Annotated in this window: 16 protein-coding genes and 1 pseudogene; 5 read left to right on the top strand and 12 right to left on the bottom strand. The window is 71.9% G+C overall.

Features of this window, described 5'->3' with window-relative positions; genetic code table 11:
- Positions 1-566: 566 nt before the first annotated feature.
- Both VT50_RS05980 and ahcY read right to left on the bottom strand, forming a co-directional pair.
- Positions 567-1184, bottom strand: a complete 618-nt coding sequence (locus VT50_RS05980) for a hypothetical protein (protein WP_046090379.1) — start codon at positions 1182-1184, stop codon at positions 567-569.
- A 136-nt stretch (positions 1185-1320) separates the two neighbouring features.
- Positions 1321-2779, bottom strand: a pseudogene (ahcY, locus tag VT50_RS05975) (adenosylhomocysteinase).
- Between the two features lie 465 nt (positions 2780-3244).
- Here ahcY and VT50_RS05970 point away from each other — a divergent pair.
- Complete coding sequence (locus VT50_RS05970; protein ID WP_079343770.1) at positions 3245-5419, top strand: fructose-specific PTS transporter subunit EIIC; 2175 nt, start codon at positions 3245-3247, stop codon at positions 5417-5419.
- Between the two features lie 159 nt (positions 5420-5578).
- Here VT50_RS05970 and VT50_RS05965 read toward each other — a convergent pair whose 3' ends face one another.
- From VT50_RS05965 to VT50_RS05935, 7 genes are all read right to left on the bottom strand, one after another.
- Positions 5579-6502, bottom strand: coding sequence for a cation diffusion facilitator family transporter (locus VT50_RS05965; protein ID WP_046084828.1), 924 nt, complete (start codon positions 6500-6502; stop codon positions 5579-5581).
- A gap of 106 nt (positions 6503-6608) precedes the next feature.
- A complete protein-coding gene (gene manA, locus VT50_RS05960) occupies positions 6609-7805 on the bottom strand; it encodes a mannose-6-phosphate isomerase, class I (RefSeq protein ID WP_046084827.1) in 1197 nt (398 codons plus the stop codon).
- A 197-nt stretch (positions 7806-8002) separates the two neighbouring features.
- Positions 8003-9325, bottom strand: coding sequence for an SIS domain-containing protein (locus VT50_RS05955; protein WP_046084826.1), 1323 nt, complete (start codon positions 9323-9325; stop codon positions 8003-8005).
- Between the two features lie 116 nt (positions 9326-9441).
- Positions 9442-9624 (bottom strand): Trm112 family protein, encoded by a 183-nt coding sequence (locus VT50_RS05950; protein ID WP_046084825.1) that lies wholly within the window; start codon positions 9622-9624, stop codon positions 9442-9444.
- A 354-nt stretch (positions 9625-9978) separates the two neighbouring features.
- Positions 9979-11337: a phosphomannomutase/phosphoglucomutase gene (locus VT50_RS05945; RefSeq protein WP_046084824.1), complete on the bottom strand. Its 1359-nt coding sequence runs from the start codon at positions 11335-11337 to the stop codon at positions 9979-9981.
- Positions 11338-11544: 207 nt separating this feature from the next.
- Positions 11545-13161: an L-lactate permease gene (locus VT50_RS05940; RefSeq protein ID WP_046084823.1), complete on the bottom strand. Its 1617-nt coding sequence runs from the start codon at positions 13159-13161 to the stop codon at positions 11545-11547.
- Between the two features lie 211 nt (positions 13162-13372).
- Positions 13373-13822 (bottom strand): DUF3499 domain-containing protein, encoded by a 450-nt coding sequence (locus tag VT50_RS05935; protein WP_046084822.1) that lies wholly within the window; start codon positions 13820-13822, stop codon positions 13373-13375.
- Positions 13823-14162: 340 nt separating this feature from the next.
- Here VT50_RS05935 and VT50_RS05930 point away from each other — a divergent pair, with 340 nt between their 5' ends.
- Positions 14163-14585 (top strand): metallopeptidase family protein, encoded by a 423-nt coding sequence (locus VT50_RS05930; RefSeq protein WP_046084821.1) that lies wholly within the window; start codon positions 14163-14165, stop codon positions 14583-14585.
- Between the two features lie 59 nt (positions 14586-14644).
- Here the strand turns inward: VT50_RS05930 and VT50_RS05925 are convergent, their stop codons facing one another.
- From VT50_RS05925 to VT50_RS05915, 3 genes are all read right to left on the bottom strand, one after another.
- A complete protein-coding gene (locus VT50_RS05925) occupies positions 14645-16237 on the bottom strand; it encodes a DUF5719 family protein (protein WP_046084820.1) in 1593 nt (530 codons plus the stop codon).
- Positions 16234-20289 (bottom strand): glycosyltransferase family 2 protein, encoded by a 4056-nt coding sequence (locus VT50_RS05920; RefSeq protein ID WP_046084819.1) that lies wholly within the window; start codon positions 20287-20289, stop codon positions 16234-16236. The genes VT50_RS05925 and VT50_RS05920 overlap by 4 nt, the downstream gene beginning before the upstream one ends.
- Before the next feature lie 161 nt (positions 20290-20450).
- Positions 20451-20714, bottom strand: coding sequence for a WhiB family transcriptional regulator (locus tag VT50_RS05915; RefSeq protein ID WP_004952403.1), 264 nt, complete (start codon positions 20712-20714; stop codon positions 20451-20453).
- Positions 20715-21506: 792 nt separating this feature from the next.
- Here VT50_RS05915 and VT50_RS05910 point away from each other — a divergent pair.
- The 3 genes from VT50_RS05910 to VT50_RS05900 are packed head-to-tail and all read left to right on the top strand — an operon-like array spanning position 21507 to position 24509.
- Positions 21507-22028, top strand: coding sequence for a cysteine dioxygenase (locus tag VT50_RS05910; RefSeq protein ID WP_046084818.1), 522 nt, complete (start codon positions 21507-21509; stop codon positions 22026-22028).
- 49 nt (positions 22029-22077) lie between these two features.
- On the top strand, positions 22078-23040 hold the full coding sequence (gene cofD, locus VT50_RS05905) for a 2-phospho-L-lactate transferase (RefSeq protein WP_046084817.1): 963 nt from the start codon (positions 22078-22080) through the stop codon (positions 23038-23040).
- A gap of 8 nt (positions 23041-23048) precedes the next feature.
- Positions 23049-24509 (top strand): coenzyme F420-0:L-glutamate ligase, encoded by a 1461-nt coding sequence (locus VT50_RS05900; protein WP_046084829.1) that lies wholly within the window; start codon positions 23049-23051, stop codon positions 24507-24509.
- The last annotated feature ends 12 nt before the right edge of the window (positions 24510-24521 follow it).

The raw sequence follows: 24521 nt of genomic DNA, 5'->3' as shown, positions 1-24521 counted from the left end.
TTTCTTCAAAGGAACCTCGTCCAACGAATGGACGGGGTATCAACATATCTGGCGTTGACTTTTGGCACGCTGTTGAGTTCTCAAGGAACGGACGCTTCCTTCGAAACCGTTTCACCGGCTTCTCCGGGCGCTTCCCTTCGGTGTTTCCAACCTTACCAGACCCGATTTCCGACCGTTTCCGATCCGAATTCCGTCTCTGATGGCCGTTGGAGGGGCCTTGCCTTTCGGCGTGTTTGCGACTTTAGCAGACGATCATCCGCCGAACCTAATCGGCTTCATGTGATGCCTGCGAGTGTCAAAAGGTGCTCCGTTTGGATTTCCATCCGTCTGCGGAGCGGCTCAGATGCGTTCTGGGGGTGGGCAAGAGCTGCTCACCACAACCGTTTAAACCTACCTCCCCGGACTGCCTTGGTCAAGGACTCCGGGCAAGATTCTTTGTGCGGTCCGACCGGAGCGTCTACTCGCTCCGGTCACCGCGACACTCCAACGTACGGATCGGTTGCCACCCGGTCAAGAGATTCCCTGAAGTTTCTCAACGTCGCAGGTCAGACGGGGTGAGATGGCCGTCAGGCCGCGAAGGACGACGGTGGGCTCTCCAGATGCTCCAGTTCGATACCGGGGGCGGCGAGCACCACGTCGCCGGCGATGTGGACCGTTCTGGCCTCTCCGGTGTCCACCTCACCGACCTGGTACTCGTCCACAACGAGTGGCCCGGTGTCGGTGGCGTGACCCGTTCTGTCGAGAAGCGCCCAGGACTGATCCAGGGTGAGGGGTGCGAGGACCGGGTCGGTGAAGGCCACGAGGCGGACGCGGACGGCCCCGGCGCCCGGTTCCAGGCGCAGCAGCCGGGAGACGGCGACGAGGAAGGCCGGGGAGGCGCCGGTGAAGGAGTGGGCGCGGACGTTGCCCTCGGTCGCGTACTCCCCGGTGGGGTCCGTGCGGACCCAGGTGACCCCGTCCAGCGCGGCGCCCCTGACCTGCCAGCTGGACGCGTGCAGCTCCACCCTGAGCGGGCGGCCGAGCTCGTCGAGCGTGAGGTCCAGGGATCCGGTGTGATCGCCGGAGGGTGAGGTCCGCTGTGCGACATAGCGCCATCCGCTGGGGCCGGGAGCGCACTGGAAGTGCTCCTCGCCCAGGGGGGCGTGATCGTGCGGGTCGTGGAGGGAGTAGCGGCCGCGGGGCATGGTGAGGTCCTTGACGAGCGTCGGGCCCGCCCGGCCGGATGGCGCGGACGGGCCCTGGGGCCCCCGCCGGGGCGGGGGCCGGGTCAGCGGCCGCCGACGGTGTGGTCGACGGCGCCGGTGCGATCAGCGGATGCGATCAGTAACGGTAGTGGTCGGGCTTGTACGGACCCTCGACCGGGACGCCGATGTAGGCGGCCTGCTCGGGCCGGAGCGTGGTCAGCTTGGCTCCGAGCGCGTCCAGGTGGAGGCGGGCGACCTTCTCGTCCAGGTGCTTGGGGAGCACATAGACGTCGGTCGGGTACGACTGCGGCTTGGTGAAGAGCTCGATCTGGGCGATGGTCTGGTTCGCGAAGGAGTTGGACATCACGAACGACGGGTGACCGGTCGCGTTGCCGAGGTTCAGCAGACGTCCCTCGGAGAGCACGATGATCTTCTTGCCCTCGGGGAAGGTCCAGGTGTGGACCTGCGGCTTGACCTCGTCCTTCACGATGCCCGGAAGGGCGGCCAGCCCGGCGATGTCGATTTCGTTGTCGAAGTGGCCGATGTTCCCGACGATCCGCCTGGTGCTTCATCCTGGCCATGTCCGAGGCCAGGATGATGTCCTTGTTGCCGGTCGTGGTGATGAAGATGTCGGCGGTCTCCACCACGTCGTCCAGGGTGGCGACCTGGTAGCCGTCCATCGCGGCCTGGAGCGCGCAGATCGGGTCGATCTCGGTGATGATCACCCGGGCGCCCTGGCCGCGCAGCGACTCGGCGCAGCCCTTACCGACGTCACCGTAGCCGCAGACGACCGCGACCTTGCCGCCGATCAGCACGTCGGTGGCGCGGTTGATGCCGTCGATCAGGGAGTGGCGGCAGCCGTACTTGTTGTCGAACTTGGACTTGGTGACCGCGTCGTTGACGTTGATCGCCGGGAAGAGCAGCGAGCCGTCCCGCTGCATCTCGTAGAGGCGGTGGACGCCGGTGGTGGTCTCCTCGGTGACGCCGCGGATCTCGGAGGCCAGCTGGGTCCACTTGCGCGGGTTCTCGGCGATGGTGCGGTTCAGCAGCTCGAGGATGACCCGGTGTTCGTCGTTCTCGGCGGTGGCGACGTCAGGGGCGGCGCCGGCCTTCTCGTACTCGACGCCCTTGTGGACGAGGAGAGTGGCGTCGCCACCGTCGTCCAGGATCATGTTGGGCCCGCCGGTGGGGGTGCCGGGCCAGGTCAGCGCCTGCTCCGTGCACCACCAGTACTCCTCCAGGGTCTCGCCCTTCCAGGCGAAGACCGGGATGCCCCGCGGGTTCTCCGGGGTGCCCTCGGGGCCGACGGCGATCGCGGCCGCGGCGTGGTCCTGGGTGGAGAAGATGTTGCACGAGGCCCACCGGACCTGAGCGCCGAGGGCGGCCAGGGTCTCGATCAGCACGGCGGTCTGCACCGTCATGTGCAGGGAGCCGGTGATTCGGGCGCCCGCGAGCGGCTGCTGCTCGGCGTACTCCTTACGGATCGCCATCAGGCCGGGCATCTCATGCTCGGCGAGGGTGATCTCCTTACGGCCGAAGGCAGCCAGGGAGAGGTCCGCGACCTTGAAGTCCTGACCGGAGACGGCTGTCGTCATGAGTGCTGCTCCTCCTCGATCGTGTGCGAGCGAGAGTGGTTCGGCTGGGCATGCGAGGCGTGACGTTGGGCGGTGCGCCGCGACAGCGGGCACACCTGTCCCCTTCTACCTCACAGTGCACAGTCCGTCGGAGGCCCTCTCTCCCTCGGCCGACCCGCAGGTGCGGACCGCCCGACCGCCATCAGCAGCGACGTCTGGCTCGGTCACGAATCTACACCGATCGGCGGAGCGAACCCCAGCCCCCATCGGTCATCTTCGGCCGTACGGCTATGACCAGGGGCGACGGGTGCGGTGCTTGGGGGCCGCTCCGCTGTGGGGGGTTGTCGGCCGCGCCGTTCTCTATTGAGGGTCCGGGGCGAGGGTCCAGCCCGTCGCTTTGATCCCGGCCGGACGTATTGCACGATGCCGCGAGCGCGGGGACGCTGGCAGCTTCCCGCGCCCGCCCAATGCGTTAAGGAGAACCACGTGACCAGTCCAGCCGATCCCCCCAACGGTGCGGGGGCAAGCGGACCGGGGCTCAAACTGCTCGCGGTGACCGCTTGTCCCACGGGTATCGCCCATACCTATATGGCCGCTGAGAAGCTGGCCCAGGCGGCGGAGTCGCTGGGCCACAGCATGAAGGTGGAGACCCAAGGCTCGATTGGGGCTGAGAACGTACTGTCTGACAACGATGTCAGCGAGGCTGACGGCATCATCATCGCCGCCGACAAGGACGTCGACCGCAGTCGTTTCGTCGGTAAGAGGGTGCTTGTCGTCGGGGTCGCCGATGGCATTCACCGCCCGCAGCGGCTGATCGAGCAGGTGCTGGACGCGCCGGTGTACGAGGGCGATGGCTCTGGTGCCGGGCACGGCGGCGCCTCCGGGGCGGCGGCTTCCGGAGGCGGTGGTGGCGGCAGTAAGGGGCGCAGCGTCACCTATAAGGCGCTCATGAACGGCGTCTCGTACATGATCCCGTTCGTGGTGGTCGGCGGTCTGCTGATCGCCGTCTCGCTGGCCCTGGGCGGTGATACGACGTCCAAGGGCATCGTCATTCCCGACGACTCCTTCTGGAAGACGGTCAACGACATCGGGAGCATCGGCTTCGAGCTGATGATCCCGGCCCTGTCCGGCTATATCGCCTACGCCATCGCGGACCGGCCCGCGCTGGTGCCCGGCATGGTGGGCGGCTGGATCGCGGCGCACGGCGAGCTGTACGACAGCGAGGCGGGCGCCGGTTTCATCGGGGCGATCGTCACCGGCTTCCTGGCCGGTTATCTGGTGCTGTGGATCAAGCGGGTCAGGGTTCCGAAGTTCGTCCAGCCGATCATGCCGATCATCGTGATCCCGATCGTGGCGACCTCGGCACTCGGCCTCTTCTTCATCTATGTCCTCGGCGAGCCGATCTCCTGGATCTTCGAGCAGCTCACTGATTGGCTCGGCGGGCTGACCGGCACGAGTGCGGCGGTGCTCGGCATCATTCTCGGGCTGATGATCGCGTTCGATATGGGCGGTCCGGTCAATAAGACCGCGTTCCTCTTCGGTGCCGGGCTGGTGTCCAAGAACCCCGAGGTGATGGGGGCGTGTGCGGCGGCCATTCCGGTGCCGCCGCTGGGTCAGGGGCTGGCCACGCTGCTGCGCCGCCGGATGTTCGACGACCAGGAGCGGGAGACCGGGCTCGCGGCGCTCTTCATGGGCTTCTTCGGCATCACGGAGGGTGCGATTCCGTTCGCTGCGGCGCGCCCGGCACGGGTGATCCCGGCGAACATGGTGGGCGGTGCGGTCGCCGGGGCGATAGCCGGAGTGGCGTCGGTCGAGGACAACGTGCCGCATGGGGGGCCGATCGTGGCGGTGCTCGGTGCGGTTGGCGGGGTGCCGATGTTCTTTGTCGCGGTGGTGGTGGGTACGGCGGTGACGGCCTTGGTGACGATTGGGCTGATGTCGGTGGGTGGGGGTGCGGTTGATTCGGGGGCTGCGGTGGGGGTGGCGGGTGGTGCCGGTGGTGTGGGTGCCACCGTCGGTGGTGCGGGTGGCGCCGTGGGTGGTGGCTCCGGGGCGGCGGCGTCGGTTCCGGCTGAGGCCGTCCTTGCCGGGGTGGGCGGTGGCGACCGTGCCGGGGAGGCGAGTGGTGCTGCGGGTGACCGTAAGGCGGTCGCTGCTCAGGTGGTGGCCGCCGAGACCGGCGAGGCCGAGGCCGTTCCCACGGGGCAGGTGCTGTCCGGGTATCTCACTGAGCAGACCGTGAAGGAGCGGTTGGCGGCCGACGGTAAGGATGCCGCGATCCGTGAGATGGCTTCGCTGCTGGCCGCGACCGGCAAGGTGACGGATACGGCGGAGCTGGTGCGGGCCGCGTTTGCCCGGGAGGACCAGGGCACGACCGGGCTCGGCGAGGAGATCGCGATTCCGCATGCCAAGACGGATGCGGTGACCGCTCCGGTCGTCGGCTTCGCGCGTTCCCCTGAGGGGATCGAGTGGGGTGCGCCGGATGGGACGAGGGCTCGGCTGGTGTTCATGATCGCGGTGCCGGAGGCGGATGCGGGGGATGAGCACCTGCGGATTCTGGCGCTGTTGTCGCGGAAGTTGATGGATGCGGGGTTTCGGGAGCGGTTGTTGGAGGCCGGGGACGTGGAGGGGATTCTGGGGGTGTTGAGGGGGATCGGGTAGGTCGGGGGACGGGAGTGGGTCTCTCCCCCACCCCGCCCCTTCCCGAAACCGGGAGTAAAGCCCCCGGGCCCCCGGGGCCCCGCTCCGGGCCCCGGGGGTGCGCCCGTCCCACTCGTTCTGCCGTGCGGGGCAGATGGACACGAAGCGGCTGTGGCCTGTTCAGGCCGAGGTTGAGGTCCGGAGGATGTCGGGTTCCAGGTAGATGACCCGGGCGATGGGGACCGCCTCCCGGATGCGGGCTTCCGCGGCGTCGATCGCGCGGGCGACCTCTCCCGCGGTGTCGTCGTGCTGGACTGCGACCTTGGCGGCGACCAGCAGTTCCTCGGGGCCCAGGTGGAGGGTGCGCATGTGGATCACGCTGGTGACGGTCTCGCCGTCGACGGCGGCTTCGCGGATCTTGGCGACCTCCGTGGCGTCGGCCGCCTCGCCCAGCAGCAGCGACTTGGTCTCGGCCGCGAGCACCAGGGCGATCAGCACCAGCAGTATGCCGATGCAGAGGGTGCCGATGCCGTCCCAGACGGCGTCGCCGGTCAGCAGGGTGAGACCGACGCCGCCGAGCGCGAGGACCAGGCCGACGAGGGCGCCGAAGTCCTCCAGGAGGACGACGGGGAGCTCGGGGGCCTTGGCGCGGCGCACGAACTGCGACCAGCTCAGCTTGCCGCGGATCTCGTTGGACTCCTTTATCGCCGTACGGAAGGAGAAGCCCTCGGCGATGATCGCGAAGACGAGCACCCCGACCGGCCAGTACCAGTGCTCCAGCTCATGGGGGTGCTGGATCTTCTCGTAGCCCTCGTACAGCGCGAAGACCCCGCCGATGGTGAACAGCACGATGGAGACGAGAAAGCCGTAGATGTAGCGCTCGCGGCCATAGCCGAAGGGGTGCTCGGGGGTGGCCTCGCGCTTGGCCTTCTTCCCCCCGAGGAGCAGCAGCCCCTGGTTGCCCGAGTCGGCGATCGAGTGCACGCCTTCGGCGAGCATCGACGACGAGCCGCTGAAGGCGAACGCCACGAACTTGGCTACGGCGATGGCCAGGTTCGCGCCCAGCGCGGCAACAATCGCCTTGGTTCCGCCTGATGCACTCATATGTGCCGAATTTCCCTTCCGCTTACATGGCAGCTCATGGCGGCTTTGCCAGTGCTTTACCGCCTCACGGCGGGCCATTGTTGCAGCCCGTCGAGCGGGCCGTACCTCAGGCCGTCACTGTGGCCCTGAACACCGTGCCCTCGCCGCTCAGGGCGGCCTCCTCACCGGCCGGTACGAAGGCCGACTCCCCGCGCTGTAGCCGGAGTTCGCCGTCCGCGCCGCGCAGGGAGGCCTCGCCCGAGGCGCAGAGCAGGATCTGCGGGCCGGTCGTCGGCAGCGGGCGGGGAGCGGCGCCGTCGGCGAGGACATGGCGGGAGAGCCGGAACTCGTCGATCGGGGTGGTGTAAAGCTCCTCGCCGGAGGGGTCCGCCTCGGGCCGCAGCACGGCGGGGGCGGCGCTCTCGAAGCGGACGACGCGCAGCAGCTCGGGGACGTCCACGTGCTTGGGCGTCAGTCCGCAGCGCAGCACATTGTCGGAGTTGGCCATGATCTCGACGCCCAGACCATCGAGATAGGCGTGCGGCACGCCCGCGCCGAGGTAAAGGGCCTCGCCGGGCTGGAGGGTCACAAAGTTGAGCAGCATCGCGGCGATCACCCCGGGGTCGCCCGGGTAGTGCCGGGCGATAGATGCGTACGCCGTGTACGCCGGGGCGTGCGGTCCGTCCTGCGCGCCGAGCCGCTCCGCGGCAGCAGCCGCCTGCCTTACGGTCTCCGCCATCGCCTCCGGGTCGGCCGTAAGGACGGCGGTCAGCACCTCGCGCAGGGCGTGCGACTCCGGTTGGGCGTGCAGGATGTCGACGTACGGCTTGAGCGAGTCGACCTCGAGGGCGGCCAGCAGCTCGGCCGCCTCGTTCGGGTCACGGAAGCCGCACAGCCCGTTGAACGGCGTGAGTGCGCATATCAGCTCGGGCTTGTGGTTGGCGTCCTTGTAGTTGCGGTGCGGGGCGTCGGCCGGGACGCCGCGCTTCTCCTCGTCCGCGAAGCCCTCTTTGGCCTGCGCGAGGTCCGGGTGAACCTGGAGCGACAGCGGCGAGTCGGCGGCCAGCACCTTCAGCAGGAACGGCAGCCGGGGCCCGAAGAGGCTTACGGCGTCCGCGCCGAGCTCACCGTCGGGATCCGCGGCGATCACCTCGGAGAGCGCGACGGGGCCCGTGCCCCGGTCGACCCGGGACGGCGCCCCGGGGTGCGCCCCCATCCACATCTCGGCCTGCGGCTCACCGGTCGGCCGGACGCCCAGCAGCTCGGGGATGGCGGTGGTGGAGCCCCAGGCGTAGGGGCGCACGGTGTTGACGAGGCGGTCCATGCGGTGCGGTTCCTGACTGTGCAGTGAGGGACGTGGGGCGGGTGGGTGGTGGTGCGCGCCTTGGCCTTACGGCCTTTGCGGCCTTCACGGTCTTTGCGACGTTCGCAGCCTTGCGGCTTTTGCGGTCTTCGCGGCCTTGAGTGCGGCCTTACGGTCGTACGACGGCCGTACGGTCGCGCTCAAGGTCCATGACGACCTCACGTTCTATCCGGCGAGGCGAGCGCGAGGTAAACGGCGGCGAAATCCGTGATGGCGAGAAGTTCCGCGGCGCTCTCCAATGGGGTGCCCTCGGCCGGTTCCAGCTCGCTGAACGCGGTCTCGTGCGCCAGCGCGAGCTCCCGGGCGGTCGGCACGGCCGAGACGGGGCCCACCGGCTCCTCGTGGAGCAGCACGATCCGGGCGCGCAGCGCCTCGGGCTCCTCCACCCGGTCACGGAAGAAGTCATCGGGGTCCGCCCCGCCCGCGAACGCCCCGGTCAGCAGCGCGCCATGCGCGGCGAGCGCCCCGGGGAGCTCGGCCACGAGCGCGGGGCGCCCGGCGAGCGCCGCGAGCAGCCCCGAGAAGCGCCGTCCGGTCGCGGCGGCGACCGGGCCGTCGGTCCACAGCAGCGGAAGCGCCCCGGCGAGCTCGGCCGCGAGCGTCTTGGCGGGGTTGGTGTAGGTGGCGATGGCCGGGCCGCAGCGCTCAGCGACCTGGTCGAGCCGGTCGGCCACCTGCTGCAGCGCGGAGGGCGGCGCGGACACCAGGCCGATCCGGTCGACCAGCAGGAGCAGCGGGGTGAGCAGGGCCCACAGCGTGCCGGGCAGCGCGGGGCCGGTCATCTCGTCGGGGGCGGTGCCGGGCGGCTCGACGGGCTGCGGGACGGAGTGCGTCGCGTACGGGGCGGGGGCGTCGCCCAGGGCGCCCTCGGCGAGGGCGGTGTCCTCGGCGCCGGGCTCGCCGGGCTCGCGCGGGTCCCCGAGGTAAGGGTCGGTGCCGTGCCCGCCGGTGGCGTACCCGCCCCTGCCATAAGGGGCCGAGCCGTACGACGCCGTGGCCAGCGGCACCATCAGGCCGCGGGCCTGGGCGACCGCGTCGGCCAGCGGGGACTGGCCCGGGGCGACCGAGACGATCGCGCAGCCGCGCCGGTACGCCTCCTCGACCAGGCGCGGAAGGCCCGGTTCCGTGCCGTCCGGGGTCGCGATGACCAGCAGGTCCAGCGGGCCCGCCCAGCCGGGCAGCGTCCAGCGCAGCGCGCCGGGCGCGGGGGCCACGCCGGTGGGCGCGATCAGGCTGACCGGGCAGTTGCCTCCGCTGAGCGCGCCGAGGAGGTCGGCGGTGCAGCTTCCGGCCGCCCCCGGGCCCGCGACCATGACGGCACGCGGCCGCCCGTCCGGCTTGAGGTCGCCTATCCCGGCCTCGGCGGCGTGCCGGGCGGCGGTACGGACGCGGGCCCCGGCCTCGGCCGCTCCGCGCAGCAGCCCGCGGGTATCGGCGCGGGCGAGGGCTTCGGGGGCGTCGAGGAGGGATTCGTCGAGCATCGTGCTTCGGCCTCCGATCGCCGTGGCGGGCGGTACGCGTGGGATCGCGCGGGGCTTGCGCGGCGGGCGTCCCCGCGCGGGACCGCGCGGGGCTTGGACCCCGGCGGGCCGCCGGGTCAGGCCGGGCGGCGCGCCTCGTCGACGAGCAGCACGGGGATGCCGTCCCGCACGGGGTACGCGAGGCCGCACCCCTCGCCCGTGCACACCAGCTCAAGGGTCTCCGCGGACTGCTCCTCGCGCAGCGGGGCGTGGCACGCCGGGCAGGCGAGGATCTCCAGAAGACCGGCTTCGAGCGGCATGGGGTCGTCCCTTCGGGTATGGGTCCAGCCGGACATCGGTCCGGCGAGGTCAGCGTACCGCCGGGCGGGGCGGGGGCGCGGCCGGTGTACACCGGAGCCCGGGGGCTCCCCCGGGCTCCGGCAGCGCTGTGGCCCCCGCGCGGGGCCTCCGTACGCCGTAAAGGCTTCTGCGGGGCCACGGGCGCCTCGCAAGGGCTCCGCTGGGCCCACGGGGGCCGCGCGGACAGCCGCAGCGTCCGCGGCCTCCGTAAGCGCGGACCTTCGGTACGACGCCGAAGGGGCCTGTGGGCCGCCCCGCGGAGCCGCGCCACCTGAGGAGGCGGCCGGTCGCGCGTCGACGGCCGTCCGTCAGGGCTAGGCGCGGACGATGGAGAGGACTTCGTCGCGGACCTCGGCTGCCGTCTCCTGGTCCCGTGCCTCGACGTTCAGGCGGAGCAGGGGCTCGGTGTTGGAGGGGCGGAGGTTGAACCACCAGTTGGCGGTGGTGACCGTAAGGCCGTCGAGTTCGTCGAGTTCGGCGCCCTCGCGGCGCTCGTACGCCGCCTTGACGGCCTCCATGCGCCCGGTCTGGTCGTCGACGGTGCTGTTGATCTCGCCGGAGGCCGCGTACCGGTCGTACTGGGCCACCAGGCCCGAGAGCGGGCCCTGCTGGCCGCCGAGTGCGGCCAGGACGTGCAGGGCGGCCAGCATGCCGGTGTCGGCGTTCCAGAAGTCGCGGAAGTAGTAGTGCGCGGAGTGCTCACCGCCGAAGATCGCGCCGGTACGGGCCATCTCGGCCTTGATGAAGGAGTGGCCCACGCGGGTGCGGACGGGGGTGCCGCCGTTCTCCTTGACGACCTCGGGGACCGACCAGGAGGTGATGCAGTTGTGGATGACCGTCCCGCCGGGGTGCTTGGCCAGCTCGCGCGAGGCGACCAGGGCGGTGATGGCGGAGGGGGACACCGGCTCGCCGCGCCCGTCCACGACGAAGCAGCGGTCGGCGTCGCCGTCGAAGGCGAGCCCGATGTCGGCGCCGGTCTCCCGGACCCGGGCCTGCAGGTCGACGATGTTCTTGGGGTCGAGCGGATTGGCCTCGTGGTTGGGGAAGGTGCCGTCCAGCTCGAAGTAGAGGGCGTCGAGCTCGAGCGGAAGCCCCTCGAAGACGGTCGGGACGGTGTGGCCGCCCATGCCGTTGCCCGCGTCCACGACGACCTTCAGCGGCCGGATGGCGGTCAGGTCCACCAGCGAGCGCAGATGGGCGGCGTAGTCGTGGAGGACGTCCCGCTGGGTGATGGTGCCGGGCTCGGCGGCGGGCTCGGGCGCGCCGCCGTCCGTCCATCCCTCCACCAGGGCGCGGATCTCGCCGAGCCCGCTGTCCTGGCCGATGGGGGCGGCGCCCGCGCGGCACATCTTGATGCCGTTGTACCGCGCGGGGTTGTGGCTGGCGGTGAACATCGCGCCGGGGAGGTCGAGATATCCGCTCGCGAAGTAGAGCTGATCGGTCGAGCACAGTCCGATCTCGGTCACGTCCACCCCGAGCGAGGCGGCGCCGCGTGCGAAGGCCCGCGCCAGACCGGGCGAGGAGGGGCGCATGTCATGGCCGACGACGATCGCGTCCGCGTCGGTCACCCGGGCGAAGGCGGCGCCGAAGAGTTCGGCGAGCGCTTCGTCCCACTGGTCCGGGACCACACCGCGCACGTCGTACGCCTTCACGATCTGCGACAAGTCGGGCACAGCCAACCCCTTCTGGAGGTCCTGGTGGAGATGTCTCTGCGGATGTCCCTACGGACGTCTCTGCCTGTGTCCTTACGGACGTCTCCGCGTACGTCCCTGCGGACCTCAAAACCTACCCGCAGGACCTGGGCCGGAACTGTGAGCCCCGTCGCGCGGCGTGCTATCGGCCAACTCGCGCGGCGTGCCGCGGACCATCCGCGGCCCGGGTCACGGCAGCATCCAGCTCAGCAGGAACGATGACTGCGCGACGACGATCAGGCACATCACCAGCAGCAGCGCGAGGCTCCACGGCAGCACCTTGCGGAGCAGATCACCCTCGCGCCCCTTCAGCCCGACCGCCGCGCACGCGATGGTGAGGTTCTGCGGGGAGATCATCTTGCCGAGCACCCCGCCCGAGCTGTTGGCGGCGGCGAGCAGTTCCGGGGACAGCCCGGACTCACGGGCGGCGGTCACCTGGAGGGCGCCGAAGAGGGCGTTCGCGGAGGTGTCCGAGCCGGAGACGGCGACGCCGAACCAGCCGAGCACCGGGGAGAGGAAGGCCAGTCCGGCCCCGGCGGCCGCGACGAAATAACCGATGGTGGCGGCCTGTCCGGAGAGATTCATGACATAGGCGAGCGCGAGCACCGAAGTGACCGTAAGGATCGCATGACGCAGTTCGCGCACCGTGGCCGCCCACTCCCGCAGGGCGTCCCCCGCGGGCACCTTGAGGACGACGGCGGTGGCCACCCCGGCCACCAGCACCAGGGTGCCGCCGGTGGCGATCAACGGTATCGAGAAGACATTGGCGCTCACCGCCTTCCCGTCGGGGTCGGCGACGTCCAGGAAGGGCCAGTCGAAGGCGCGGGTGGCCTTGGCCAGGAGGTCCTTGACCGGGCCGATCTGGGCGATGGAGAAGATCGCGACGATGAGCGCGTACGGGGCGTAGGCGCGCACCACCTCCCGGCGCGGGTCCTCACGGTCCAGGTCGTCGCTGCGCACGCCCGTGAGCACGGCGGCGCGCACCGGCTCCTCCGCGGGGCGCCGGGCGGCGGGCACGGCCATCAGCACGGCCGCGCCGACCAGTGCCGCCGCGATGTCGGCGAGCTGGACGGAGAGGTAGTTGGAGACGGTGAACTGGGCGACGGCGAAGGCGAATCCACAGGCGAGCGCGGGCGCCCAGGTCTCGCGCAGCCCGCGCCGCCCGTCGACGAGCGCCACCAGCAGCAGCGGGACGACGAGGGCGAGCAGCGGGGTCTGGCGGCCCACGACGGAGGCCACGGAGTCCAGCGGCAGCCCGGTGACCTGAGCGAGCGTCACCACCGGGGTGGCCATGGCGCCGAAGGCGACCGGCGCGGTGTTGGCGACGAGCGCGACGACGGCGGCGCGCACCGGGTCGAAGCCGAGCGCCACGAGCATCACCGAGCAGATCGCCACCGGGGCGCCGAACCCGGCGAGCGCTTCCAGGAGCGCACCGAAGCAGAAGGCGATGACCAGGGCCTGGACGCGGGGGTCGTCCGAGAGCCGGCCGAAGGAGCGGCGCAGCACGTCGAAGTGGTCGGTGCGGACCGTCATCCGGTACACCCACAGGGCGTTGACGACGATCCACAGGATGGGGAAGAGGCCGAAGAGCGCTCCCTGGGCGGCGCTGGAGACGGTCTGGCCGACGGGCATCCCGTACGGGAGGCAGGCGACGAGGGCGGCGACGACGAGCCCTATGGGGCCCGCGTAGTGGGCGCGCATCCGCACCCCGCCGAGCAGGACGAGGACGGTGACGAGGGGAAGGGCGGCTATGAGGGCGGACAGGGAGAGTGAATCGGCGACGGGGTCCAACTGCTGCACGAACACACGGGCCTCCCGGCATGGGCCATCCCTGGAAGGTCACATCCGTGATGCGGAAACGGAGGACCCTGGGGTGCAGGCATGGTCGTGTCCGCGCGAAGTCACAGTCAATGCTCCGGCAGCAAGTGATCCTGGAGATCGCCCGGGGACCCGGGGCGCCCGGGGCTCGCGGAAACCTTTGCGTAAGGTCGTGGGAGATCGCGGGAGCGGAAGCCGATCAGGATTCGGGCGACCGCAGGACCCGCAGATGGCCGCGGCGCGCGACCTCACGCGGGTCGCCCTCCCGGCCGCCGTGACCGCCCCCGGCGCCCCCGGAACCGGCCGCCGCTCCCGCCGCGCGCTCATGCGGGCGGGCGGCCTCGCGGACCGCGTTGGCCAGCGCCTCCAGATCGTCACCGCTGGGCCGGGGCGGACCGCTGTCGACGGCGAGCCGGACGACCTCCCAGCCGCGCGGGGCGGTCAGCCGCTCCGAGTGCTCCGAGCACAGGTCGTAGCAGTGGGGCTCGGCGTACGTGGCGAGTGGCCCGAGAACGGCGGTCGAATCCGCGTAGACGTACGTCAGCGTCGCGACGGCGGGGCGGCCGCAGGCGGTGCGCGAACAGCGACGTACAGGGCTCACGACGTTGGACGGTACCGCACTCTTGAGCGGGCCGCGACGACTCTCCACCAGCTCACTCCGCCGTGTCGTCCCAGTTCGCACCGTGCACCCGAAACGTGAACTTACTGGCTGACCAGCGTGGACCTCCGACGCGGCCAGAACCGCCGACAACGAATCCGGTCAGCACTCGAACCGAGAGGGATCATCCTGAGCCAGAGAAGCGACTCAAGAGACGTCTGTTTTTGGACCCAAGCATGGCTGGAATGCTCATTTGGCGACATCCGGCACGGCTGTCCGGTAAGCGCATGGGGGCGGGTCGGCGACGGCTACCCTCGGAGTGATGACCAGGCCCGTAAACCCCCACCAGTCCGAGCCGCGTCCCCGTCGTCGCGACCGCCACGGACGAGGTATGCGCGGCCCCATCGCGCCTCCCCAGGTGCCCCTCTCGGTCAGCCGCGCGGACTCCTTCGTCGATCTTGTGCAGGACTCGGCGGAGCGGCTGGAGAGGCGCTGGCCACAGCTGTCCGGGGTCGACTTCACGGTGCTCGAGGTGCCCACGCCGGGGCTCGGCGGCCCGGAGTCGGGCGGCGGCCCGGACGGGCACGGCGGGGCGGCGGACGGCTGGGACGGCGAGTCCGTGCCGCTCGGGCGCTTCATCGCGGCCCGCGGAGACGCGCCGGACCGGATCGTGATCTACCGCCGCCCGGTCGAGATCCGGGCGAAGAACCGGGACGAGCGGGCGCTGCTGGTGCACGAGGTGGTGGTCGAGCAGGTGGCGGAGCTGCTGGGGCTGGCGCCTGAGTCCGTGGACCCGCGGTACGGACAGGAGTAGGCCGAAGTACGGGTGGGGGTGGCGGGCAGTGGTGACCTGGCGCCCGCTCCACCCCCGCCCTAGTCGTCGTTGAGCAGGGACAGGTCCTGGCCCGCCTCGGGCACTGCGACCGTGCCCCGGTCGTCCGGCAGCGACTGGATGGTGAACATCGGCACGCCGTCCTGGGACAGCGCCAGCATCCGTGAGGCGTGCACCGGGCCGCCGGAGAGCCGTTCGACCGTCACCGCGTACGGGCCCTTGCCCGAGGACGGGCGCGGGGGCTCCAGGGCCTTGGTGGTGCCGCCCTTGATCTCGTAGGTCTTGCTGACCGGGCTGCCGCCCCCGGCGCCCGCCGAGGCGGTGATCCGCACCTTGGCGGACGCGCGCGGCGCCACCAGGGAGAGCGTGGAGCCCTTGGTGCGGTTGTCGGCCGCGGTGGCGCTGCGCTCGATCGCGGAGGTCGCGGGGATGAACGCCGTCTCCTGGTCGCTCCCCTTGCCCCGGGTCACCCGGAGCGCGGCCACGACCGGTGTGGCCGGGCCCTCGCCGCCCTCGGGGGTGAGCAGCAGCGATCCGGGCTCGCCCTTGGTCACGTCGCCGAGGTCGATCGCCCTTGTCATCCCACTCTTGACGTGCAACGACTCATGTCCGGCCGGGGTGATCGCGTTGTTCGGCCCGGCCAGCCGCACCTTGAGGTCCGCGTCGTCGGCCCCGGGCGCGAAGACGACCAGTCGGGCCGAGGTGGCGTCCTTGGGGATGCCGGGGATCGCCACGCTCGTCGAGGGCACGGCGGAGGCGGGGAGCCAGTCGCTGCCCGCCTTCTGGTCCACGGCCTGCACGGCCGCCCCCACCCGGCCGCTGCGGGCCGTCACATGGAGCGAGGCACTGGCGGCCCGCTGGTCGGTGAGGGTCGAGAGCAGGACCGGGACCGTGGAGCGGGGCGGGACCGTGATCGCCTCGTCGGTGGACGCCTTCAGCCGGCCGCTCGGGCCGTAGAGCTTCAGGTCCACCTCGGCCGCGGCGTCGTCCGGGTTCGTCAGATGGACGAAGTCCTGGCGGCTCCGGTCGGTGCTGACGCCCGGGAGCCAGAAGTCCGTGTCGGGCGCGGTGCACGCGGTGCCCAGGAGGCCGCGCCCGCTGCCCGCGTCGATCGTGGTGGTCTGCTGGACCGTCCAGCCGGGCGCGAAGCGGCCGTCGGCGGTGCCGATGAGCGCGGGCGCGCCCGCGCTGCTCTCCTCGGTGGTGACGGGCTTGCCGGGCTCCTTCAGGGGCAGTACGGGCTTGTCGCCGGACGGGGCCGCCCGGCCGCCCTTCCCGCCGTCCTTACCGTCACCGTCACCGTCCTTACCGTTCTTGCCGTCGTCCTTACCGCCGTCATCGCCGCCGGGATCCGTCGTGTCGTCAACGGGGTTCTGGGCGGGCAGCAGTTCGGCGGTGCCGTCCTTGGAGTCCGCGCCGTCCCCCTTGGGCGTGTACGCGGTGTAGGTGGTGCTGCTCACGTCCGAGGAGGAGGGCGTCGGGCACAGCAGCGTCGAGCGCTGTACGGGCAGCCGAGTGGCGGCCTTCGCCGAAGCCTCCGCGTCGTCGGAGGAGCCCCCGGTGAGGGCCGCGACGCCGGTGACGGCGGCCAGCGCCGTGGCGGCGCCGATCAGGGACAGGGTGGTGCGGTTCATCGCTGCTGATCGCTCCCGTCGCGGCGGTCCTCGGGGTCGGCGCCGCCGTACGTCGTGTCGCCCTGCGGGGGGTAGCCGCCGTCGGCGTAGGGCTGCTGCTGGTCGTAGCCGTAAGGGTCGGCGTACTGGCCGCCCGCGTACGGGTCCGCCGGGTACTGGCCCTCCTGGTATCCGGCCGGGTAGCCGGTGTCCTGGTAGGCGTTGTCCTGATAGCCGCCCTGGTAGTCACCGGCCGGGTACTGGCCGGTGGAGTACTGGCCCGCGTAGCCCTCGCCCTGGTACTGCTCCCCCGCGTACTGCCCGCCCTGGTACCGCTCTCCGGCGTACTGCTCTCCCTGGTACTGACCGGCCGGGTACTGGCCGTACCCGGCGTCGGCGTACGTCTGCGCGTCCCACTGCTGCTGCCCGTACTGCTGCTGGTGCGGCACCGCCGCGTACGGGTCACCGGCGGCCGTCTGGTCGCCGTAAGGGTCGTTCGCCATCGCGTTGTCGCCGTAAGGGTCGCCCATGGCGGCGGGCTCGGCGGTCGGCCGCAGCGGCGGCTCACCCGGCATCGGGGGCTCACCCGGCTGCGGGGGAATCTCGCCCGGCTGCCCCGGCATGGAGTCCGGCTGCCCGGGCATGGAGTCCGCGGCGGCCGGGTCCGTCTCCGGCCGCCCCTTGGCGCCCCCGTCCTGCACGGCCTGCGCCTCCGCCGCGGCCCGCAGCCGCCGCGCCCGGCGGCCGTCGCCCGCCAGGTCCTCGGCGGTGACGGCGGCGGCCGAGCCCTCAGCGTCCGGCATGTCGTCGTCGACGTCCCGGCGGCGGCCCGGCAGCGCGAGCACCAGCAGCACGACCGCGAGCAGCCCCTGCGCCCACACCCATGCGGTGTGGGTGATGGGCGTGTCGTAGGTGAGGTCCAACCGGCCACCGCCCGCCGGGAGTTCGAAGCCCTGCGCCCAGCCGTCAACCGTCGTCGGCTCCAGCGGCTTGCCGTCGAGCGTGGCCTGCCAGTCGGGCGCGGACCGGTCGGCGAGCCGCAGCACCCGCCCGGCCGTGCCGTCCGGCACCGTGGTGTGCGCCTCGACGGGGCCGGAGGCCACGTGCACCGGCTTGGCCGCCGCCCCGCCCGCCGGGCGGCCCGAGGACTCGGCGGGGACGATGGAGACCCGCGAGACCCGCTGGTCGACCCGCCACAGCACGCCGCCGTGCTCCCGGCTGAGCTGGGTGAGGCCCGGGGTCGCGTTCAGCACCCGCTCCATCTCGGGCGGCGCGCCCTTCTGGACGTACACATAGCGCACCGCGTAGCCGCCGAGCTGACGGGTCTGGTCGGCGCCGGAGCCCGCGATCAGATTGGCCACGACGCCGTCGAGCCGGGTGTCGGAACCGCCCGCCGCCGCGAGTTCGCCGTCGCCCAGCCGGGCGCCGGAGCCGCGCACCAGGGCGTAGTCGGCGCGGGCGGTGCCGCTGTCGCCGCCGAGCACCAGGGTGCGGGCCTGGTCCTCGGTGGCGCTCTCAGCCGCCACGAACGCCGGGACCTGCGAGGGGTCGCGCCGCCCCACCGGGCCGTCCGCGCCGCCCGTCATCCAGGTGACGGCGGCGTACAGCGGCGCGGCGACCGTGGCGACCGCGATCAGCAGCGCCACCGGCTGGCGCCAGCCGAAGCTCTGCGCCGCCACCCGCTCCCGTGCGTCCTCGGCGCCGACCACGGCGGCGGTCAGCAGGGCCAGGCCGTAGACGAGGGTCGCGGGCCCGGCCCAGCCGGAACCGTTGGTGAGCGCCGCGAAGAGGAAACCGGTGAGCGCCACGGCCCACGCGGTGCGCACCACGGTCTGCCGCCCGCCGCGCATCAGGGCGGCGAGCGCGGCCAGGACGAAGCCGAGCAGCAGCAGCGTGCCGCCACCGTTGGGGCCGCCGGGGCTGAGCGCGAGCAGGTCCAGGGCGGACGCGGAGCCGGCGCCGCGGTCCAGCCCGGCCTCATCGAGGAAGCGGGCCGGGTCGGTGACGAGATCCAGCGACCAGGGGGCGAGCACGATGAGCGGGGTGACGACGAGGCTCAGGAACCGGAGCCCGTACCCCATGAGCTGTTCGCTGCCACTCTGCCGGTGGCGCAGCACGAGCACACCGGCGCCCAGGAGGAGCGCCATCGGCCAGACGACCGGGGTGAAGGCCATGGTGAACGTCAGCAGCAGCGCGTACGCCCAGGTCGCCCGCCAGCTCGGCAGCCGCGTCCCATTACTGGTGAAGCCGGTCGCGGCGGCCGCCGCCCGGGCCATCAGCGGCAGCAGTACGGCGAGCACGGCGGTGCCCAGCCGCCCGCCCGCGAGCGCCCCGGTCGCGGCCGGGAGGAAGGCGTACGCGACGCTTCCCCAGGCGCGCAGCAGCCGGGACTCGACCAGCGGCCGGGAGGCGAAGTACGCGATGAACCCGGCCAGCGGCACCGAACACACCAGCAACAGGGTCAGCGTGAAGCCCGTGGAGCCCAGGAAGACCGTGGCCAGCGAGGCGAGGGCGGCCAGATACGGCGGCGCGGACTGGGTGCCTCCGGTACCGACCGGATGCCAGCCGTCCACATAGCTCGACCACAGCTCGGAGACGTGGGCGGGCGCGGGCAGCAGCGCCCCGCCCGCGAGCGCGCCCGCGCCCAGCAGGTCACGGCAGGCGACCAGCGAGACCACCAGCAGTACGAGGAAGAGCATCGGGCCGGGCTTGCGCGCGATCCGCTTGAGCCGGGCGAACTGCTCGATCTCCAGGAAGTCGGCGTCGTCGCCGCCGGGCCCGGACTCGACCGCGCCGTGCCGCCCGCCGGAGGACAGCTCGGGCTCGGAACGGCCGCCAATATTGCTGGCGACTTGCTCCACCGTCGCCCTTACGGTCGCGCCGGGCGGCGGGAAGAGCGGTCGCAGCTCGCCCGGCTCCGTCTCGGGGCGGCCTCTGCGCTTACGGGCGGCGAGTATCCGTCCCGGCCGCAGCAGGACGCCGAAGAGACCGGCGACCTCGTCCAGGGCCTGTCCCGGCACCTTGCCCACGAGATAGGCCAGGGTGCGCAGCAGGGTGCCGAACATCAGCCGCAGCATCACATAGGGCAGCAGCGCGCCCCGGGTGTTGACCAGCAGGGTGTAGACGGCGCCGGCCTTGTCCACGCGGTGGGGGTTGGCCACCGAGCGCCCCACGCAGTCGATGGGCCGCCGCTCGCGCGCGGACGCCTCCGCGTGCCGCAGTACGGCGTCCGGGGCGATCAGCACCTGGTGCCCGGCCGCCTGGGCGCGCCAGCACAGGTCGACGTCGTCGCGCATCAGGGGCAGCCGGGAGTCGAAACCGCCCAGCTGCTCCCACACGTCGCGGCGCACCAGCATGCCCGCGCTGGACACCGAAAGCACCGGGCGCACCTGGTCGTGCTGGCCCTGGTCCTGCTCGCGCCGCTCCAGGCCGGTCCAGCGGCGGCCGCTGCGGGCGATGCTGACGCCGACTTCGAGCAGCTGCCGGCGGTCGTACCAGCCGCGCAGCTTGGGGCCGACGATCGCGGGCCGGCGATTGGCGGTGAACTCGGCGTCGACCACCCGCAGCAGCTCGGCCAGGGCGTCGGGCTCGGGCGCGCAGTCGTCGTGCAGCAGCCACAGCCACTGGACGGGCTCGCCGTGCGGCAGCTCCGGCATGTCGTACGCGTCGTCGCGCCAGGTGCGGTTGACGGGGTCCCAGCCGCTGGGGCGCTTGAGGTACGTCAGCTCCTCGGGGCCCAGCACGGGGGCCGTACGGACCGCTTCGGCGACGGCCGTGCCGAAGCCGCTGCGGCGCGCCATGTGCAGCACCCGCTCCTCGCCGAGGGTCTCGGTGAGCAGCCGGGCGGAGTCGTCGGCGCTGCCGGTGTCGGCCGCGATGACGCTCTGGACCGGGCGCTCCTGGCCGAGCAGACCGGACAGCGCGTCGGGCAGCCAGCGGGCACCGTCGTGGGCGACCAGGACGGCGGTGACGACATGACGCGGATGGGCCGGTGTCTGCACCGGTTCGTGAGCGGGCGCAAACGCGGCGGAGGCGGCCGGATATTGGGCCGCCGGGTGGCTGTGCACGGACATCGAGGTACGGGCCCCGGTTCGCTGGACTGCGGTGGACGCGCGCGCCCCGTGGGGGCGTTGGAGCGTCTCGGACGGGGCCCCACACTAACGGCTGTGTACGCGACCGGTCCGCCTCCCGTCGCCATGGGCTCGGCGGAGCGGCGGATCCCAGACCCCGCGGGTCAGACGGCGGCCTTCTTCAGGCGGCGGCGCTCGCGCTCGGACAGACCGCCCCAGATGCCGAAGCGCTCGTCGTTGGCGAGGGCGTACTCAAGGCACTCGGAGCGGACCTCGCAGGCGAGACATACCTTCTTCGCCTCACGGGTGGATCCGCCCTTTTCCGGGAAGAACGACTCGGGATCGGTCTGGGCGCAGAGCGCGCGCTCCTGCCAACCAAGCTCCTCGTCCGCCTCTTCGACCAGCAGTTGCTGGAACAACTCGGTCATGTGCGCCCCTCGTCTGTCTTTGCGTCCCCGTGTCCGATGCCCTCGCTGAAGCGGCAGAACGACACGAGTGAAATTACAAGTGTGCCGATCCGGGCCAGTCAAGCCGAGATCTGCTATTGGGCCTCTTATTCACTCTGCGGAACCAAGGATGCGCGGAAAGTGTTCAAATCGGCCTAAACGCGACACCTACCCCATCCGTTGCCCGGGGTCCCTCCTCTCACTCACTGAGGAGGACGCCATCGGCGCCGGTCCCGTTGCATCGCGCGGCGGACGGTGCGGCAGATCGTGCGGAGTGGGCGGAGTGGGCGGGGTGACGCGGGAGTGATGCGGGGGTGACGCGCTTGATGCGCCGTGTCACCGATACAACGCGCGCACAAACCTTTCTGCCTCCACAGCGACCGGATGGGGTGAACCTTGACCTGAAATGTGAGATGAAGTTGACAGCGGTGTGGCGATCCGGGTCTCCTTGGTCGCATGTCAGTGACCCACGCGCCCCTGCCGACCCGTGACCACGGGTTCCGCTGCGCCGTGCTGGCTCGCTGTCGCTGTTCGAGCTGTTGAGGCTGCTTCCCGAGCTCCAGCTCTCTCCGCGTTCCGCGCCCGGCGTCCCGGTCTCGTACTGAGGCCGCGCACCGCGTCTCGCACCCGAGACCGCGCACCACGTCTCCTATCCGAGACCGCGCACCGCGCACCGCGCCCGGATCGCAGCTCCCTCCCCCACCGCACTCCCACCGCCCCACCGCGTCCTTACGGCGCTCTCTCCGCGCCCTTCCCGCCGAGGAACCCCACCGCATGAACAGCGACGTCCAGATCGCCGGTGACCCGCTCGCCATCCCGCATCTGCTGCCGCCCGTACCCGCGCACCCCTCCACCGTCTCCGCCTTCGCGGGCCTGGCCCGCGCCATCGCGGCGGACCGCGACGGCTGGGCGCCCCTCATCCAGTACGACGCCACCAGCCGCTGGTACCACCGGCTGCGCACCGGTCCCGGCTATGAGGTGTGGCTGCTCAGCTGGGTGCCGGGGCAGGGCAGCGGGGCCCATGACCACGGCCGCTCCTCCGGGGTGCTGACCGTGCTCCAGGGCGAGCTCACCGAGCGGGTGGGGACGCGCGGCGCGCGGCATGCGCTGCACGCCGGCGCGCAGCGGGTCTTCGCGCCCGGTTATGTGCACGACGTGGTCAACGACGCCCTCGAACCGGCCGTCAGTCTGCACATCTACTTCCCCGGGCTGACCGAAATGCCGCTGCACCCCACCCAGAGCGCCGAGTTGGCCGCCGGGGCCGGAGCGGACGCGCTGGGCGCCCTCGGCGGCTGAGCCGCCCCGAACGCCCCCGATGTCCGAGGCTGCTGCAAGACTGTCCTCCATGCGCATTGTGGTTCTGGCAGGCGGTATCGGCGGCGCCCGTTTCCTTCGCGGTCTGATGTCGGCGGCCCCGGACGCCGACATCACCGTCATCGGGAACACCGGCGACGACATCCACCTCTTCGGCCTCAAGGTCTGCCCCGACCTCGACACCGTGATGTACACCCTCGGCGGTGGCATCCACGAGGAGCAGGGCTGGGGCCGGCCCGACGAGACCTTCACCGTCAAGGAGGAGCTGGCGGCGTACGGGGTGGGGCCCGAGTGGTTCGGCCTCGGCGACCGCGACTTCGCCACGCACATAGTCCGTACGCAGATGATCGGTGCGGGCTATCCGCTGAGCGCCGTCACCGAGGCGCTGTGCGCCCGGTGGCAGCCGGGGGTGCGGCTGCTGCCCATGACGGACGACCGCGTCGAGACCCATGTCCTGATCGACGACCCTGACGGTGAAGGCCGTAAGGCCGTCCACTTCCAGGAGTACTGGGTGCGGCTGCGCGCCTCCGTGCCCGCCCATGCCGTCGTTCCCGTCGGCGCCGACCAGGCCAAACCGGCGCCCGGCGTCCTGGAGGCCATCGCCGACGCCGATGTCGTCCTCTTCCCGCCGTCCAACCCGGTGGTCAGCGTCGGCACGATCCTCGCCGTGCCCGGCGTGCGCGAGGCCATCGCGGACGCCGGGGTCCCGGTCGTGGGCCTGTCCCCCATCGTGGGCGACGCGCCCGTGCGCGGCATGGCCGACAAGGTGCTCGCCGCCGTCGGCGTGGAGTCCACCGCCGCGGCCGTCGCCAAGCACTACGGCTCCGGGCTGCTGGACGGCTGGCTCGTCGACACGGTGGACGCGGGCACGGTCGGGGAGGTCGAGGCCGCCGGGATCCGCTGCCGGGCGATCCCGCTGATGATGACGGACCTCAAGGCCACGGTGGCGATGGCGGCCGAGGCGCTGGCGCTGGCGGAAGAGGTGCGGGGATGAGCGCGGAGATGAACGCGGTGCTGGGTGGGTTGGCGGACGGGTCGGGGGGCGGGTACGGGGGCTCGTCGGGTGAGCTGCCGTCGTATCGGGTGTGGGCGCTGCCCGGGGTGCCCGAGGTGCGGCCCGGTGACGATCTCGCCAAGCTGATCGCCGACGCCGCGACCTCGGATGGTCTGCCGGGGCTCGCGCACGGCGATGTGCTGCTGGTCACCTCCAAGATCGTCAGCAAGGCGGAGGGGCGGGTCATCGAAGCGGCCGACCGCGAGGCAGCCATAGACGCCGAGACGGTACGGGTCGTGGCGCGGCGCGGCCGTACGCGGATCGTCGAGACCCGCCACGGTCTGGTCATGGCCGCCGCCGGGGTCGATGCCTCCAACACCCCTTCCGGAACGGTCCTGTTGCTCCCCGAGGACCCCGACGCCTCGGCGCGGGCGATCAGGGCCGGGCTGCGGGAGGTGCTTGGCGTGGAGGTCGGCGTCATCGTCACCGACACGTTCGGGCGGCCGTGGCGGACCGGGGTCACCGATGTCGCCATCGGGGCGGCCGGGGTGCGGGTGCTGGACGATCTGCGCGGCGGAGTCGACGCGTACGGGAACGCGCTGAGCGCGACCATCGTCGCCACCGCCGATGAGCTGGCCGCCGCGGGTGATCTGGTCAAGGGCAAGGCCGAGGGGCTGCCGGTGGCCGTGTTGCGGGGGCTGCCGCAGATGGTGGCGTTCGAGGGACTGGGCGGGGCTTTCGAGGGGTCGGGCGGGGCTGAAGGGTCGTCGGGCGGGCAAGGCGTTGAGGTTGATGTTGAGGTTGATGGGGGCGCGGGCGCGCGGGCGTTGGTGCGCGGCGCCGCGGACGACATGTTCCGGCTGGGCACCTCCGAGGCCGTACGGGAGGCGGTGACGCTGCGCCGTACGGTGCGGGAGTTCACCGATGAGCCGGTGGACGGCGCGGCGGTGCGGCGCGCGGTCGCCGCTGCCGTCACCGCGCCGGCGCCGCACCATACGACGCCGTGGCGGTTCGTCCTGCTGGAGTCGGAGGAGTCGCGGACGCGACTGCTGGACGCGATGCGGGACGCCTGGATCGCCGATCTGCGCGGGGACGGCTTCTCGGAGGAGAGCATCGCCAAGCGGGTGCGGCGCGGGGATGTGCTGCGCAAGGCGCCGTATCTGGTGGTCCCGTGCCTGGTCGCCGACGGTGCCCACACATATCCCGACCCGCGGCGGAACGCGGCGGAGCGCGAGATGTTCGTGGTCGCGGCCGGGGCCGGGGTGCAGAACCTGCTGGTCGCGCTGGCGGGCGAGGGGCTGGGCTCGGCGTGGGTGTCGTCCACGATGTTCTGTCGCCCGGTGGTGCGTGAGGTCCTGGGCCTGCCGGACGACTGGGATCCGATGGGCACGGTCGCGGTCGGCCGGGCGGCGGTGCCGCCGGTGGCGCGGGCGGAGCGGGGGGTCGAGGGGTTTGTGATGGTGCGGTAGGTGGGGGTGGGG

It is taken from the genome of Streptomyces antioxidans (genome assembly GCF_000968685.2).
Classification (GTDB): Bacteria; Actinomycetota; Actinomycetes; order Streptomycetales; family Streptomycetaceae; genus Streptomyces; species Streptomyces antioxidans.
The sequence above is the reverse complement of the archived record's forward strand: the minus strand, read 5'-3'. Positions and strand labels throughout refer to the sequence as shown.